General features: G+C 28.6%; 19 protein-coding genes. 12 read left to right on the plus strand and 7 right to left on the minus strand.

The features are described 5' to 3' along the window. Window positions 1–8: 8 nt before the first annotated feature. Complete coding sequence (locus AVENP_RS04785) at window positions 9–920, minus strand: AraC family transcriptional regulator (RefSeq protein ID WP_128360303.1); 912 nt, start codon at window positions 918–920, stop codon at window positions 9–11. A gap of 144 nt (window positions 921–1,064) precedes the next feature. Beyond that, window positions 1,065–1,646, minus strand: a complete 582-nt coding sequence (locus AVENP_RS04790; protein WP_128360304.1) for a TetR/AcrR family transcriptional regulator — start codon at window positions 1,644–1,646, stop codon at window positions 1,065–1,067. Window positions 1,647–1,774: 128 nt separating this feature from the next. On the opposite strand from AVENP_RS04790, the gene AVENP_RS04795 reads away from it, so the two are divergent. The 9 genes from AVENP_RS04795 to AVENP_RS04835 all read left to right on the plus strand — a co-directional run bounded on the left by AVENP_RS04795 (window position 1,775) and on the right by AVENP_RS04835 (window position 9,338). Beyond that, complete coding sequence (locus AVENP_RS04795) at window positions 1,775–1,915, plus strand: beta-ketoacyl synthase N-terminal-like domain-containing protein (RefSeq protein WP_153802257.1); 141 nt, start codon at window positions 1,775–1,777, stop codon at window positions 1,913–1,915. Between the two features lie 58 nt (window positions 1,916–1,973). Beyond that, entirely contained in the window at window positions 1,974–2,147 is a 174-nt protein-coding gene (locus AVENP_RS04800) for a hypothetical protein (RefSeq protein ID WP_153802258.1), read from the plus strand. A 26-nt stretch (window positions 2,148–2,173) separates the two neighbouring features. After that, window positions 2,174–2,923 carry an SDR family oxidoreductase gene (locus tag AVENP_RS04805; protein WP_172664214.1) on the plus strand — a complete coding sequence of 250 codons (750 nt, stop codon included), beginning with the start codon at window positions 2,174–2,176 and terminating at the stop codon, window positions 2,921–2,923. A 23-nt stretch (window positions 2,924–2,946) separates the two neighbouring features. After that, window positions 2,947–4,026: an efflux RND transporter periplasmic adaptor subunit gene (locus tag AVENP_RS04810; protein ID WP_128360306.1), complete on the plus strand. Its 1,080-nt coding sequence runs from the start codon at window positions 2,947–2,949 to the stop codon at window positions 4,024–4,026. After that, a complete protein-coding gene (locus AVENP_RS04815; RefSeq protein WP_128360307.1) occupies window positions 4,023–7,091 on the plus strand; it encodes an efflux RND transporter permease subunit in 3,069 nt (1,022 codons plus the stop codon). Before AVENP_RS04810 ends, AVENP_RS04815 begins: the two co-directional genes overlap by 4 nt. Window positions 7,092–7,298: 207 nt before the next feature. After that, window positions 7,299–7,556: a hypothetical protein gene (locus AVENP_RS04820; RefSeq protein ID WP_128360308.1), complete on the plus strand. Its 258-nt coding sequence runs from the start codon at window positions 7,299–7,301 to the stop codon at window positions 7,554–7,556. Window positions 7,557–7,694: 138 nt separating this feature from the next. Further along, the gene (locus tag AVENP_RS04825; RefSeq protein WP_128360309.1) at window positions 7,695–8,003 is read left to right on the plus strand and encodes a sll1863 family stress response protein; all 309 of its coding nucleotides are present in this window, start codon (window positions 7,695–7,697) and stop codon (window positions 8,001–8,003) included. Next, window positions 8,000–8,161, plus strand: a complete 162-nt coding sequence (locus AVENP_RS04830) for a hypothetical protein (protein WP_153802259.1) — start codon at window positions 8,000–8,002, stop codon at window positions 8,159–8,161. Before AVENP_RS04825 ends, AVENP_RS04830 begins: the two co-directional genes overlap by 4 nt. A 97-nt stretch (window positions 8,162–8,258) precedes the next feature. Beyond that, complete coding sequence (locus tag AVENP_RS04835; protein WP_128360310.1) at window positions 8,259–9,338, plus strand: amidohydrolase family protein; 1,080 nt, start codon at window positions 8,259–8,261, stop codon at window positions 9,336–9,338. Between the two features lie 51 nt (window positions 9,339–9,389). Here AVENP_RS04835 and AVENP_RS04840 read toward each other — a convergent pair whose 3' ends face one another. The 3 genes from AVENP_RS04840 to AVENP_RS04850 all read right to left on the minus strand — a co-directional run bounded on the left by AVENP_RS04840 (window position 9,390) and on the right by AVENP_RS04850 (window position 10,673). Next, the gene (locus AVENP_RS04840) at window positions 9,390–9,938 is read right to left on the minus strand and encodes a hypothetical protein (RefSeq protein WP_128360311.1); all 549 of its coding nucleotides are present in this window, start codon (window positions 9,936–9,938) and stop codon (window positions 9,390–9,392) included. Window positions 9,939–10,212: 274 nt separating this feature from the next. Beyond that, on the minus strand, window positions 10,213–10,527 hold the full coding sequence (locus AVENP_RS04845) for a hypothetical protein (RefSeq protein WP_128360312.1): 315 nt from the start codon (window positions 10,525–10,527) through the stop codon (window positions 10,213–10,215). Window positions 10,528–10,529: 2 nt separating this feature from the next. After that, a complete protein-coding gene (locus tag AVENP_RS04850) occupies window positions 10,530–10,673 on the minus strand; it encodes a hypothetical protein (protein WP_153802260.1) in 144 nt (47 codons plus the stop codon). Window positions 10,674–11,168: 495 nt separating this feature from the next. Here AVENP_RS04850 and ychF point away from each other — a divergent pair, with 495 nt between their 5' ends. Both ychF and AVENP_RS04860 read left to right on the plus strand, forming a co-directional pair. Then, window positions 11,169–12,272, plus strand: coding sequence for a redox-regulated ATPase YchF (gene ychF, locus AVENP_RS04855; protein WP_128360313.1), 1,104 nt, complete (start codon window positions 11,169–11,171; stop codon window positions 12,270–12,272). Window positions 12,273–12,335: 63 nt separating this feature from the next. After that, window positions 12,336–13,160: an HDOD domain-containing protein gene (locus tag AVENP_RS04860; RefSeq protein ID WP_128360314.1), complete on the plus strand. Its 825-nt coding sequence runs from the start codon at window positions 12,336–12,338 to the stop codon at window positions 13,158–13,160. A 4-nt stretch (window positions 13,161–13,164) separates the two neighbouring features. On the opposite strand, the gene recO is transcribed toward AVENP_RS04860, so the two are convergent. Both recO and AVENP_RS04870 read right to left on the minus strand, forming a co-directional pair. Further along, window positions 13,165–13,779 carry a recombination protein RecO gene (recO, locus tag AVENP_RS04865; RefSeq protein ID WP_128360315.1) on the minus strand — a complete coding sequence of 205 codons (615 nt, stop codon included), beginning with the start codon at window positions 13,777–13,779 and terminating at the stop codon, window positions 13,165–13,167. Window positions 13,780–13,787: 8 nt separating this feature from the next. Beyond that, entirely contained in the window at window positions 13,788–14,060 is a 273-nt protein-coding gene (locus AVENP_RS04870) for a hypothetical protein (RefSeq protein WP_128360316.1), read from the minus strand. 116 nt (window positions 14,061–14,176) lie between these two features. On the opposite strand from AVENP_RS04870, the gene ppnP reads away from it, so the two are divergent. Then, the gene (gene ppnP, locus AVENP_RS04875) at window positions 14,177–14,494 is read left to right on the plus strand and encodes a pyrimidine/purine nucleoside phosphorylase (protein ID WP_128360317.1); all 318 of its coding nucleotides are present in this window, start codon (window positions 14,177–14,179) and stop codon (window positions 14,492–14,494) included. Window positions 14,495–14,511: the final 17 nt, after the last annotated feature.

Consider the following 14,511-nt stretch of genomic DNA (forward strand, 5'->3'; position numbering starts at 1 on the left):
ACTAAGAATTATGCAATATTTGCTTTTAGAAGACTTATATGTGCTTTTGGCGGTAATCCATACATTCTTGAGTATTCGCGACTAAATTGTGAAGGACTTTCATAACCCACAAGAAAAGCTACTTGTGATGCATCAATATTTTGATTTAATAACATCTGTTTTGCTTCTTCAAGTCTAAGTTTTTTTTGGAATTGTATCGGTGTTAGTGTTGTTATTTTTTTAAAATTTGTATATAAAGATGATTCACTAATTGACATTTTTTTTGATAATTCTTTAATATTTAAATTTTCTGCAAAATTATTTCTAATTTCAGTGATTACTTTTACAATCTGACTTGATATTGAACCTTCCATAACATATTGTTTTAAAAAATCTCCACTATTTCCATTTAGTAAAACATATAAAATCTCTTTGATAATAAATGGTGATAAGAAATCAATATTTTTTTGAGGAGTATCTAAAAGTTTAATCAATCTTGAAATAGGGTTTAATAAATCCATACTCATATCATCAAAAAATAGACCTTTATCTGGTTTCTTTTTTGATTTAGCTTGTGTATCATTTAGCTCTTTTAATACTTCATAAATTTGTTCTAAACTAAATGTAATTTTTAAAGCTAGATAAGGTTTTTCTTCAGAGGCTTCTTCAATTCTAACATTTGCTGGAACATGTGTTGAAGCTAATAAAAACTTTGATTCATTGTATCCATACATATCATCACCAAAACCTACAGCTTTTGAACCTTGTAATGCAATACAAATTGATGGTTCAAAAATTACACTTACAAATTCAGATAATGTTGTTGTTGAATAAAGATGTAAAGAAGGTATTTTTGTATTAAGTAAGCCTTCTTTTTCATCAAATTTGTCTTTTAAAAAATTTATTAAATCTTTTCTGCTCAAATCTAATAATTCATTCATAAAAAAACTCCTTTTATAAATAAAAGATTATACTATATATAACAAATTTTCCCTATAACAATCTTCCATAATTATTGCCTGATTCTACATTGAGCTTTGTTTTTTTAGTAGTTCTTCTATATTATTTTATTTAACTTTTATTTATTAATAAATTGTGCTTAATTTTAAACAATAAAATAAATATTTAGTATTTCTAATATAAATATTTCTATCTTTAAAAGCCTTTGCTGTTAAGATATTTCCTTCAATAGTGCTAAGTATAAATAATGATAACTCTTTTGTATCTTTTGAAGAGAGTTCATTATTTTCTACAGCTTTAATGATTATGTTTTCAATAATATTTCTTAATCCATCATACTGTTTGTTTAACAGTATTTCAAATTCTTTATCATGATTTGACATCTCTTGAATTAGATTTGCTAAAGGACAACCTCTTTGAGATATTAAATCATATGATTCTATCAACATTTTCTCAAAATTTTCTAAATATGGAGCATTTCCATTTACTATTGCTTCATATTTTTGTCCAAAGATTTCTCTACTTTTTATTTCAACAGCTTCTAGTACCATCTCTTTTTTATTTTTAAAATAGTGGTATAAAGAACCTTTATTAAGTTCTGCTTTTTCTAAGATTTTTAATACTGAAGCCCCTTGATAACCATAGGTATAAACTTCATCAAATGTAATCTCTAATAATAAATCTTTTGTATCTTTTTTTGTTTTCATTGTTTACCTCTAAAGAATTATATCAAAAAATTGACCTTAGAGTCAAAATATCTTGACTTCAAGGTCAAATATTGTTATAATTTTTTTTGACTTCAAGGTCAAATGATAATTTTAATCAAAGGATTAGTATGAAAAGAGTTGTAATAACTGGAATGGATATGATTACTTCACTTGGAAAAGATATGAACAGCTCTTTTTCAAATATTATAAGAGGTGAAATTGAAATTACAAAAATATCAAATTTTGATGCATCACAACTTCCTGTTTAAACAGCAGGTGAAATAAAAGATTTTGACCCTAAAGATTATATTGATTTTGGAGTAGTAAGTGCTAGTGCAAAAAGCTGTAAAAATGGCAAAAAATCAAGATATCCAAAATGGTTGTGATTTAGACTATGTTCCAAATATAGCAAGACAAGACAAAATTTTCTATGCCATGAATAACTCTTTTGGTTTTGGTGGTACAAATGGAACAATAATATTTAAAAATATCCGAGGCTAAGAATGAATTTAATAAAAAGGAAAAATATGAAAACAAATAATAAAAACACAATTTTAATTACAGGAGGAGCAAGTGGTATTGGTTATGAATTTGCGAAACAACTTTGTGAAACAAATACCGTAATTATCACAGGACGAAATAAACAAAAGTTAGAAAAAGCAAAAGAAGAACTAAAAAATATTCATATTTTTGAATGTGATATGTCAAGTGCTAAAGATATAAAAGCCTTATATGAAATTATTTCATATGAATTCCCAGAACTTAATATTTTAATCAATAATGCAGGTATTATGAAAAAAATAGACTTGCAAAAAGAGTCAAATTATGAAATTCTTACAGAAGAGATTACAACAAATTTAAATGGTACTATTTTTATGAGTACACTATTTTTACCACTTCTTAAAAAGCAAAAACAAGCTTCTATAATAAATATAACATCTGCATTAGGTTTTGTACCATTAGCAGCTAGTCCAATTTATTGTGCATCAAAAGCAGCTTTACAATCATTTACAAAATCATTACGAATACAGTTGAAAAATACAAATATTAATGTTTATGACATAGCTCCATCTGTAACAAAAACAGCAATCACAGATCAATTTAGTAATGAAGAACTTAAGAAAATGAAAATAATGACAACTACAACACTTGTGAATAGTTCACTAAAAGAGATTAATAAAGGTACAAAAGATATTGGAATAGGTGAAACAAATGCATTAAAAATGTTAAATCGTATTTCTCCAAGTTTCGCTCTTAATATGATTAATAAAGTTTAATAAAAAAGTATAGGAAAAACAAAATGCATAAAAATAAATATCTTTTTTTAATATCACTATTATCCGTAACTTTTCTTTTAGTTGGCTGTGAATCACAAGTGAAAGATCCTCGTTTAGAAGATAAAGTTGTAAGTGTAATTAGTATAAAAAAAGCAAATAATCAAGAGCAAAGTTTTACAGGTATTGTAACTGCAAAAGTTCAAAGTAATTTAGGATTTAGGGTATCAGGTAAAATTATCAATCGTTTTGTAGATAATGGTCAAGAGGTTAAAAAAGGACAAGCTTTAATGAAAATTGATAATAATGACCTTAATTTATCAATAGCAGCAAAAGATAACGCTGTAAAAGCTTTAGAAGCACGATTTATATTAGCCAATACAGATGAAAAAAGATATAAAAAATTATTAACTGTTAATGCAATCTCTCAACAAGCTTATGATCAAGCAAAATCAGCAGCAGATTCAATATATGCAGAACTAAATGCTGCAAAAGCACAAGTTCAAGTTGCAAGAAATGAAGCTTTATATTCAATATTGTATGCAGATTCAAATGGAACAATAGTTGAAGTTCTTGGTGAGGCTGGACAAGTTGTAAATGCTGGACAAACAGTTATTAAATTAGCGCACAGTGGCTCAAGGGAAGCAGCCGTGGATTTACCTGAAACCGTACGTCCTGAATTAAACTCAAAAGCACAAGCTAAGCTTTTTGGTAATGATGTTATAAGTAGTGTTATTTTACGTCAATTATCTGATTCAGCAGATGCATCTACAAGAACATATGAAGCACGTTATATTTTAAGTGGTGATATGCAAAAAGCTCCAATAGGCGCAACAGTAACAGTTTATTTATCAACTAATGAAAGTAGTAGTGATATAGAAGTTCCATTGGGTGCAATAACGAATGAAGGAAAAGGTGCAGGAGTATGGATGTATGATTCATCTACTTCTACAATTTCATTTAAAAAAGTTGAAATTACTTCATTAACTTCTGAAACTGCTATTATAAAAAGTGGTCTTGGACTAAATGACAAAATTGTAGCTTTAGGTGCTCACTATTTACATGAGGGACAAAAAGTGAGATTGAGTGACAGGGTAATAGAATGAAAGGGTTTAATCTTTCAGCACTTGCTGTAAAAGAAAGGGCTATTACACTTTTTCTTCTGGTTTCTTTTGCTTTTGCAGGTATTTATGCTTTTTCAAAATTAGGTCGTGCAGAAGATCCCTCTTTTACGATTAAAATTATGACAGTAACTTCAGTTTGGCCAGGAGCAACTGTTGAAGAGATGCAAAACTTAGTTGCAGAACCACTTGAAAAAAGGTTGCAAGAACTAAGATGGTATGACCATGTTGAGACTTTAATGCGTCCTGGTTATACAAATATGACACTTTTTTTCAAAGATACTATGCCTCCAAAAGAAGTTGCAGAACAGTTTTATGAAGCTCGTAAAAAATTAGGAGATGAGGCTAAAAGTTTGCCCTCAGGTGTAGTTGGCCCTTTTATTAATGATGAATATTCAGATGTAACTTTTACTTTATACTCTTTAAAATCTTCTGATTTACCCCAAAGAAAACTTGCTCGTGAAGCTGAAGTTTTACGTCAACAACTCTTACATGTTGATGGGGTTAAAAAAGTACATATTTATGGTGAACAAGCTGAAAAAATCTTTGTTGAATTCTCTTATGCCAAATTAGCAAATTTAGGAATTAATCCAAAAGCTATTTTTAGTGCTATTCAAAATCAAAATAGTATGACTGCTTCTGGTTCGATTAATACCAAAGGAGCTGAAGTTTTCATTAGACTAGACTCATCTTATGATGATTTGGAAAAAATTCGCAATACCGCCATTGTTGCCAATGGACATACTTTTAAACTTTCAGATATTGCTCAAGTCAAACGGGGTTATGAAGATCCTGCTAGTTATCAAATTCATAATGAGGGAGAACCTACACTTATTTTAGGTGTTGTTATGAAAGAGGGATTTAATGGTCTTACCCTTGGAGAAAATTTACAAAATGAAGAAAATAAAATTATTTCACAACTTCCTACTGGTATAAGTTTTACAAAAATAACTGACCAAGGTGTTGTAATTAAAGACTCTATTGATGAATTTTTAATGAAATTTGTTGTGGCTCTTTGTGTTGTTATGCTTGTAAGCCTAATTAGTATGGGATGGAGAGTTGGCATTGTTGTAGCTGCTGCTGTTCCACTTACTTTGGCAATTGTTTTTATTATTATGATTATGACAGATAGAGTATTAGATCGTGTGACCTTGGGTTCTTTAATTATTGGATTAGGGCTTTTAGTTGATGATGCAATTATTGCTATTGAGATGATGGTTGTAAAACTTGAAGAGGGCTTAGATAAAATACAAGCAGCATCTTATGCTTGGACACATGCAGCAGCTCCTATGTTATCAGGAACACTTGTAACTATTATTGGTTTTATTCCAATTGGTTTTGCCCATTCAACAGCGGGAGAATATGCTGGTAATATTTTTTGGATAGTTGGTTTTGCTCTTCTTGTTTCTTGGGTAGTTGCTGTTGTATTTACACCTTATTTAGGAGTAAAACTACTTCCTAATATTAAACCAATAGAAGGTGGACATGAAGCTATTTATAATACTCCAAATTATAAAAGATTACGAAAAGCAGTTACTTGGGGTGTTAATCATAAAAAATCAGTTATTTTTACTGTAATTGGATTGTTTTTAGTATCTGGTATTGGAATGGGTATGTTAAAACAACAATTTTTCCCTACATCAGATAGATCTGAAGTATTAGCAGATATTCAAATGCCAAAAGGAAGTAGTATTGAAGCTACAAAAGCAGTTGTTACTGAAGTTGAAACTTGGCTTTTAAAACAACCAGAAGCCAAAAATGTTACTTCATATATAGGTGCTGGAGCTACAAGATTTTTCTTTTCATATAATCCAGAATTGCCAGATCCATCATTTGCAAAAATCATTATTAAAACAGCAAATTCACAAGATAGAGATAATTTAAAATGGAGATTTAGAGAAGAAGTTGTAAAGGGTTTAGGCTCAAGTGCACATGTTAGAGTTTCTCAATTAGTATTTGGACCTTTCCCTTTATATCCTGTGGATTTTCGTGTTATGGGTGAAAATACAGATAAACTAAGAGAAATTGCTAATGAAATAAAAGCTGTTATGACAGATAATCCAAACACAAGAGAAATCAATCAAGACTGGGGAGAACTTACTCCAGAAGTTCATTTTGCGTTGGATCAATCTCGTTTAAGATTGATTGGTTTAACACCACAAGATGTATCTGAACAGCTACAGTTTTTACTTAAAGGTATTCCTCTTACTCAAGTGCGAGAAGATATTAGAACAGTTGATATAGTTGCACGAAGTAATGGAACTGATCGTTTAAGTCCTGATAAACTTACAAATTTAACATTGACAACAAATGAAGGTAAAGCTATTCCTCTTTCTCAATTAGGAGAAATTAAAGTTACAGATGAAGATTCATTTTTACGCAGAAGAGATAGAACACCAACAATTAGTGTTAGATGTGACATTGCTGAAGGTTTACAACCACCTCAAGTTTCTAATGAGATTTATCAAGCAATTAAGCCAATAATAGCAAAATTACCACAAGGTTATCGTATTGAAGTTGGAGGAAATATTGAAGATTCAGAGAAAGCAAATAAAGCACTTTTACCAATTTTCCCTATTATGATAATTTTAACACTTTTTGTTATTGTAGTTCAAGTAAGATCTCTTTCAATGATGACAATGGTATTTTTAACAGCACCTCTTGGTTTAATTGGGGCAGTTCCTATTTTACTTTTGTTTAATCAACCATTTGGATTTAATGCAATTTTAGGACTTATTGGACTCTCTGGGATTTTGATGAGGAACACACTTATTTTAATTGTACAAATCAAAGATAATGAAAAAAGAGGGCATCATTCATATGATGCAATAATTGAAGCAACAGTTCAAAGAGCAAGACCAGTTATTTTAACAGCACTTGCTGCTGCATTGGCTTTCATCCCTTTAACTCATTCTGTATTTTGGGGTTCTATGGCATATACACTTATTGGTGGAACAATAGGTGGAACAGCACTAATTTTACTATTTTTACCAGCACTATATGCTGCTTGGTTTAAAATAAAACCAGTTGAAACTCGTATACTTAGCTAATTTATTAATAAAAGTGATTGCCAATTTAAAGAATTAGGCAATCCTTTTAGAAAATCATTCTACTTCTAATAGTTCTATTTAGTTATAATAATATTAATATATACAATGGTCAAAAATGAAAAATAGTTTATGCAATTGCAAGTGGTATTGGAATTCCTATTGTTGCCATGATGATTTCAAAACATCATCAAAAGAAACAACTTTATATTGCCCTTTGTATGTTTTTATTTATCAACTTTAGTTCCAAATACAGCAACTATATTAGTAGGATTAAATAGTTCGATCGTTCAAATTGGATTTGCAGTTGGAGCTGCTATTGGTGGAATTGTTATTAGTATCTTCTCTATTAATGCAATTATTCCTATTGGAATAAAAAGTGTTATTGTAGAAATAATAATCTTTTCACTTTTATTAAAAATTGAAAGAGAAAAAATTAAAAATAGTAAAATTTATTTAATACCTTAAAAAAGAAATATTGCTGTATAGTGGAATCATCTGCATGAGTATAATATTTCAGATCTTTTAAACTAGAAGTAACTTTATTTAAAATAGTTTGAAATATAAATTATATTAAGCCCAACTTGCAAAATAAAGGGGAAAATCATGAATACAAAAGAAGCCTATAAACAAAAAATACAAGCTCAATTAGAATTAGTTCAAGCAAATCTTGAATTACTAAAAGCAAAAGCAAAAAATGCTAGTGCTGATATGCAAATTAGTTATGCTAAAGAAGTTGAAACTTTAGAAAGTAACTATAATATTGTTAAATCAAAACTTAACGAACTTGGCAATGCTGCCGAGGGTGTTTGGGAACATCTCAAAAAAGATATTGAAAAAAGCTGGGATTCAATTGGAGCATATGCAAAAAAAACTCCTGATAAAATCGACGAAATTAAAAAGGACATCAAATGAGAAAAAGTTTATCTTTTATAATATTTATATTTGTGCTATTAGCGGCTAGTGGTTGTGCAACATGGGAAGGCGCAAAACAAGATACTTCAGATGGTGCTCAATGGAGTAAAGAAAAAGTTAATGATGGAGCTAAATATATAGAGAAAAAAACAGATTGATTTTAAACAATAGGGTAACACCTATTGTTATGAAATACTGTTATAATGCTTTTAAAGTTGAAGTTTAAAAAACTAATATACTATAAAAGGAGTTACAATGAAAATTTTCTCTTTTATTATGGTTTTTGTATTTTGTTTACATGCTGAATCTATTTCGCCTTTACCCTCTTCAAACTCTCTTTCATCCTTTGAAAAAAGCTCAACAGCCTTTGATATACAAACACTCAAAACATTATGGAAAGCTCGTATTAATGCAATACTAGCTCAAGGTGTTATTCCTTTGATTGATGCTGAATCATCATTTAATCCAAGTAAATTTGACTTACAAGATTACGCCAAAATAATGGATGATAAAGGTGTTGCAATGATTGCTTTTTCACCACAAATTGGAGAGAAAGCTTATTCTAAAGACTCAAAACTTTGGCATGATTCACCAAGTGTTTTGATGAATGCAGATGCATCAAGATATATTCCCGCAAGTACAGCTGGAATTTATCCTGCTTGGACAAATGAATCAACAGCCTTTGTAAACGAAACAATAAAACAAGTAACAAAACAAAATTATCCACTTTTAGGTGAGTTCGAATTTAAACATTACCTCTCACCTCGTCAATATAAAAACAATGAAACCAATAGAGATACAAATATTACTATAGATTCCCAAGCAGGACATCTGCTTTTTGCTTTCTCTCAAAAATCTGGACTTCCATTTCAAATACATTATGAAATAGAAGATTCTTTATTAAAACCTTTAGAAAACATGCTTGATACTTATCCAAAAGCCAAAGTTATTTGGTGTCATTTGGCTCAAATTCGTTACCATGAAAAAGCACAACAATATACTCCTGCTTTAGTGAGAGATTTAATCCAACGCCACCCAAATCTCTATTTTGATTTAGCTTTTGGTGATAAAGATTCACTTTATAAACCAAGTAATGAATTCCACTCAACGATTTGGGATAGAAGTTCAGGAAAACTAAAAAAAGAGTGGGCACAATTAATAGAAGATTATCCCTATCATTTTTTAACAGCCTTTGATATTGGTGGCGACCGTCAAGATGAGTTAAATGAAAAAATAGAAGTATCTCGTGAAGTTCTGAAAAGTTTAACTCCACAAACACAAAAAATAGTTGCATATAAAGCATTTTGGAAGTTGGTTTTTAATGAAGATATTTAGTTTGTAGTTTATAAAATGATAAAAGAGGAGCTTTCCTCTTTTATTATAAAACTATTTAATTTCTTTAATTTCAGATGATTCTAAAGTAGAATCATTTTGATAATAACCAAGTTGTTTTAAATCATTTAAAACATTTTGAGCATCAAATGTTAAAATATTTGCTTGTTGCTCTTTATAAAGCTTAATTATTAATTTGGTTCTTCTTGGTATTGTATGAAGATTACATTTTGAAGAGATCATTTCTTCAAACATTGAAAATTCACATTTATCTAAAAACTCTTTTGTAGTATTCATCATTGAACCATTTAGATTTGAAACAGATTGTGGTTCTATAATTGCAAAATATTTCATTCCTTTTTGTAAAGTTAATTCTGAAGATACTTGTAAACCAGCTCTGATAGAATGATTTAAATTTACATGTCTAAATGCACTATAGTCTCCAAGAGCATCTATTATATACGTGTTTTTATCTTTGGCTTCACAATTATTTACTACTTTGCAACTTTTTTCATTTACTAACATGACATTACTTTTACCTGAACATCCAGATAAAATCAAAATTAAAGTTATTCCAAATATTATTTTAATAATATTTTCCATTTTTGTTTCCCTTTTTGTTTATTTAATAATAAAATCATTGTATTTTACAAAAAAAGTTGACTCATAAATGACTCATTTTAGGAATTTATAAAAATAAATAACTATCTTTCAATTTATATTACTTAAAAGTAATATTTTATGTATAAAATATTTATAATTATTTTAATCTATTTTAGTGTAATTTCTTTTCTTTATTTTTAATATTTTTGTTGGGAATGAAACTAAGAAGTCTAAATATTATAAAAAGTAAACAGTTGTTATTCATATGAATTTATTAATTCATATTTTTAATAGCTTTATCTTCATCAGAAGTTTCCACTGATTCAATTTTTTCCTTTTCTTTTTCTTCAATTACTTTCGTTTCTGAATTTTCTTCACTTTTTGGTTTTATTGCATTAACAGCTGCAGCTGGAGCAAGAATTGCTCCTTGTACTGCTAATGTTCCAATCATTCCAACACCTAAAACTAAATAAACAGGTGTATTTACTGTATGCTTCAAGGCTTTTGTGGTAGTTGAATCCTCTTGTTTTACAGCACAACCACTAAAAAAAGTGATTGCTGTTATGATTGAAATTGATTTTTTTAGCATTTTTATTTCCAAACAATACTAAAATTAAAAGGTATCATGCTATATCTTCCATCAACTAATGTATAACCTTTTTGGATTAACTCTTCTTTTATTTTAAGTTCAAGTACTTTAATTTCATAATCTTTTAAACCTTCAGTTGCATTCATAATTGAACCAAATTAATTAAGAGTTAAAACTGATGATAGACCTAATATAAATACTTCTTTTCTCATTGTAATGGTCCTAGTTATTTATTTTCAGTTAAATTTTTTTGGAGTTCATCTTTCTTCTTTAAAGAATCTAACACTTCATTTGCATCAAATACAGCTACATTTGATGGTTTTTCTGTGTATATTTTTATTAAAAGTTTTGCAGTTGCATTATTATCATTTAAATGACCTACTATATTAATAATTTGAAAATTGGCTTTTTTTTATTGATTTATTTTAAGAATTGTTTGTCCACTTTATTATAAAATACTCTTTTTAATCAACTATACTCTTTTCCCAAATTTTAGAATTTCAAGAGAATTTCATTTTATTTACTTGAAATAAGTCTAATAATAAATATTTTATCTACTTCTTTGGCATTTTCGTTTATAATCTATTTTAAAATTACGATGTGATAATTATGAATATATCATTTAAGATAAAAGGATTATAATGGGATTAGGTGTAGGAATAGTAGGACTTCCAAATGTGGGTAAATCAACAACATTCAATGCTTTAACAAAAGCGCAAAATGCAGAGGCACAAAATTATCCATTTTGTACAATTGAGCCAAATAAAGCAATAGTTCCAGTTCCTGATAAAAGATTAACTGCCTTAGCAAAAATTGTTATCCCTGACAAAATCCAACATTCAACTATTGATTTTGTTGATATTGCAGGTCTTGTAAGAGGTGCTTCAAAGGGTGAGGGTTTAGGAAATCAATTTTTATCAAACATTAGAGAAGTTGAAGTTATTTTACATATGGTTAGATGTTTTGAAGATGGAAATATTATCCATGTTGAGGGTGATGTAAATCCTTTAAGAGATATTGAAATCATTGAAACAGAGTTAATCTATGCTGATATTTCTCAATTAGAGAAAAAAATTGATAGATTAAAAAAACAATCAAAATCTTCAAAAGAAGCAGCGGCATCTTTAGTTGTAGCAGAAGATTTATTTAAACACTTAGAAGAGTTACAACCTGTAAAAACTTATGAAAATCAAGACAATGAAGTATTTGTTGCACTTGACAAAGAGATGAGATTTTTATCAAATAAAGATGTAATTTATGGAGCAAATGTTGATGAAGATTCTCTAGCAGATGGTGGAAATAAATTTGTTGATATTTTAAAAGAACACGCAGCAAGTGTTGGTGCTGATGTTATTGTTCTTTGTGCAAAAATAGAAGAAGAACTTGTAGGTCTTGAAGATGAAGAAGCAACGGAGTTTTTAGCAGATTTAGGTGTTAGTGAATCAGGACTAGAGCAAATCATTCATAAAGCTTTTGATAAATTAGGATTACAATCTTATTTTACAGCTGGGAAAGTTGAAGTGAGAGCTTGGACTATTAGAAAAAATACAAAAGCACCACAAGCAGCGGCAGTTATTCATAATGATTTTGAAAAGGGATTCATTAAAGCTGAGGTTATAGCTTATGAAGATTTCATAAATTTAGGTGGTGAAGCTAAATGTAAAGAAGCTGGTAAATTAAGACTTGAAGGTAAAGAGTATGTTGTTCAAGATGGTGATATTATGCACTTCAGGTTCAATGTATAGTAATTTATTTACTATTGATATAAGTTCGGTTACAATATAAATAATAAAATTTAGGAGTTTACGTTGCCATCTAATAATATTTTAGAGAAGATAGAATCACTTCCACCACTGCCAAAAACGATAATTGAAATAGAAGAGTTTAGAAAAAAATTAAATAAAGAACCAATAGATTTATTAAAAATAATCGAAAAAGATGCTTTAATAATTTCTACTTTATTAAAAATTTCTAATTCTGCAATGTTTGGATTTCGTTCAAAAGTTGAAACTCCTAGTCGTGCTATAAATCTCTTAGGAATAAATTTTACAATTTCTATTGCAATTGGTGGAACAGTACAAAATTTATTGATGACAAATTTAGAGCCATATGGAATAAATAGTGATGATTTTATGAGAGCTTCAAATATCTCTTCAACATTAGCTAGTTTATGGTTATCAAAAATTGATGTTGAATTAAAAGAAGAGATACTTCTTCCTGCTCTTTTACAAGAAACTGGTAAATTTATTTTGGCTGAACTGATTTTAAATGAAAAAAAATCTGAAGATTTCAAAAGTAAAATTGCATCAGGTAAAAGTGTAGAAGAGGTTGAAATGGAGTTATTGGGTGTAACAACTTCTCAAATAACAGCTCAAATTTTTAGACATTGGAAACTAAGTGATAACTTGATTAATATGATTGAACATGTTGATGATATATCAAATGCAAACGCTGATTTTAAAAGAAAATCTCAAATTCTAGATGTAATTAAAACTGCTTGTAATATAAAAGAGCCATTAAGTGATGCAAATATTGAAAAAGCAACTTTAAAAGCTGTAGCTTATGGTTTTGATAAAAAAGTATTTGAAAAAGCTATCGAAGTCTTACAAGATAGATTATTAGACGAACTTTAATTCTTTATAAACCTTGAAGTAGAATATCCCAAAGGTATTCTACTTCTTCATCATTAAAATTAATAACTTTCTTTTTTTCAAATAAATCTCTCATTTTATTTATTTCAAAAGCTTTTGAGTGAGTACATGTTGCATGAACTGGTAAAAATCCCCTTACAAGTGACACATCTTCATTTATAATATTTTCACAAATCAAACATTCTAAATCACTATGAAGTCGTCCTTCATACTCCAATAAAGAAATATAAGATTCGCAGATTGCCCTAAGAGCATTTTGTTTTATCATAACATGTACAAGATTTTCTAAACAATAAAAATAAAAGGCATCAATTCCTTCTATATCTTTTAGATGAGGGTAAAAAAGTTTTATATATCTTTGCCAGCAGTACATTTTTTCATTATCAAGAATCCAAGGAAATCCTAGTTGAATTACATCTTTCAATCTAGGAATTGTAGACCTTGTATTCTCAAGTTCAAAATCAATTTTATAACCTAAGTTTATATTAGAGTGTCTTGCTCCATAAAATCTGTAAGTTGTCATAACCTCATGTTCTGTTAAAATTGATACGATTAAATCATCATCTTTTACAGGTTTAATATCAATAATATAACCTTGCATAAAAAGAATTAATCCTTGTCTTCTTCGTTATCTTCTTTTAACATTTCATTAATTTCTTCAATAATCTCTTTGCACTCTTCATCGTCAATTTCACCATTTTCTAAATCAACTAACATATCTTCAAAATCTTTTTTCATCTCTTGCATTTCAGTTAATTCTTCTTTTGTACTATCATCATCTTTTTTTGCAGCGATAATTTCAAATAACTCATCAATATAATCTTCAATTTCAATAAGTACTTCATTTTTTATTAAATCTTCTAACTCTTTTTGGATACTCATTTTTACACCTTTTTTTAAATTTACGGATTATAACAAAAAAGAACTACTCTTTTGCTTCAATATTATCATATGATTTTTGTGCTAGAATATCTTAAATAATTATGTAAGGAAAGTAAATGGCAGAATTTAATAATGTTTCTATTGCTAAAGCAGCAAACATTCTTTTTGAGGGAAATATTACTAGTAGAACAATTGTATTAGAAGATGGTTCTAGAAAAACATTAGGAATTATGTTACCAGGAGAGTATGAATTAAATACGGTTCATAAAGAAGTTATGGATATTCAAAGAGGTGTTTTAGAAGTTATGTTACCAGCACAAGATTGGGTAAAATACGAAGGACCAGCGTCTTTTGAAATTCAAGCTAATTCAAAATTCAAATTAAGAGTACATAGTTTAGTTGACTATTGTTGTTCTTTTATAAAAAATCACTAATTTCCACTTTGTCATTT

Origin of the sequence: Arcobacter venerupis (assembly GCF_013201665.1) — a bacterium.
Lineage (GTDB): Bacteria > Campylobacterota > Campylobacteria > Campylobacterales > Arcobacteraceae > Aliarcobacter > Aliarcobacter venerupis.

Coding starts and splice junctions, on each gene's coding strand:
- AVENP_RS04810 (WP_128360306.1), top strand. CDS start 2,947: ATGCATAAAAATAAATATCTTTTTTTAATATCACTATTATCCGTAACT.
- AVENP_RS04805 (WP_172664214.1), top strand. CDS start 2,174: ATGAAAACAAATAATAAAAACACAATTTTAATTACAGGAGGAGCAAGT.
- AVENP_RS04785 (WP_128360303.1), bottom strand. CDS start 920: ATGAATGAATTATTAGATTTGAGCAGAAAAGATTTAATAAATTTTTTA.
- AVENP_RS04850 (WP_153802260.1), bottom strand. CDS start 10,673: ATGAATGCAACTGAAGGTTTAAAAGATTATGAAATTAAAGTACTTGAA.
- AVENP_RS04825 (WP_128360309.1), top strand. CDS start 7,695: ATGAATACAAAAGAAGCCTATAAACAAAAAATACAAGCTCAATTAGAA.
- AVENP_RS04815 (WP_128360307.1), top strand. CDS start 4,023: ATGAAAGGGTTTAATCTTTCAGCACTTGCTGTAAAAGAAAGGGCTATT.
- AVENP_RS04790 (WP_128360304.1), bottom strand. CDS start 1,646: ATGAAAACAAAAAAAGATACAAAAGATTTATTATTAGAGATTACATTT.
- ppnP (WP_128360317.1), top strand. CDS start 14,177: ATGGCAGAATTTAATAATGTTTCTATTGCTAAAGCAGCAAACATTCTT.
- AVENP_RS04795 (WP_153802257.1), top strand. CDS start 1,775: ATGAAAAGAGTTGTAATAACTGGAATGGATATGATTACTTCACTTGGA.
- AVENP_RS04835 (WP_128360310.1), top strand. CDS start 8,259: ATGAAAATTTTCTCTTTTATTATGGTTTTTGTATTTTGTTTACATGCT.
- AVENP_RS04870 (WP_128360316.1), bottom strand. CDS start 14,060: ATGAGTATCCAAAAAGAGTTAGAAGATTTAATAAAAAATGAAGTACTT.
- recO (WP_128360315.1), bottom strand. CDS start 13,779: ATGCAAGGTTATATTATTGATATTAAACCTGTAAAAGATGATGATTTA.
- AVENP_RS04840 (WP_128360311.1), bottom strand. CDS start 9,938: ATGGAAAATATTATTAAAATAATATTTGGAATAACTTTAATTTTGATT.
- ychF (WP_128360313.1), top strand. CDS start 11,169: ATGGGATTAGGTGTAGGAATAGTAGGACTTCCAAATGTGGGTAAATCA.
- AVENP_RS04830 (WP_153802259.1), top strand. CDS start 8,000: ATGAGAAAAAGTTTATCTTTTATAATATTTATATTTGTGCTATTAGCG.
- AVENP_RS04845 (WP_128360312.1), bottom strand. CDS start 10,527: ATGCTAAAAAAATCAATTTCAATCATAACAGCAATCACTTTTTTTAGT.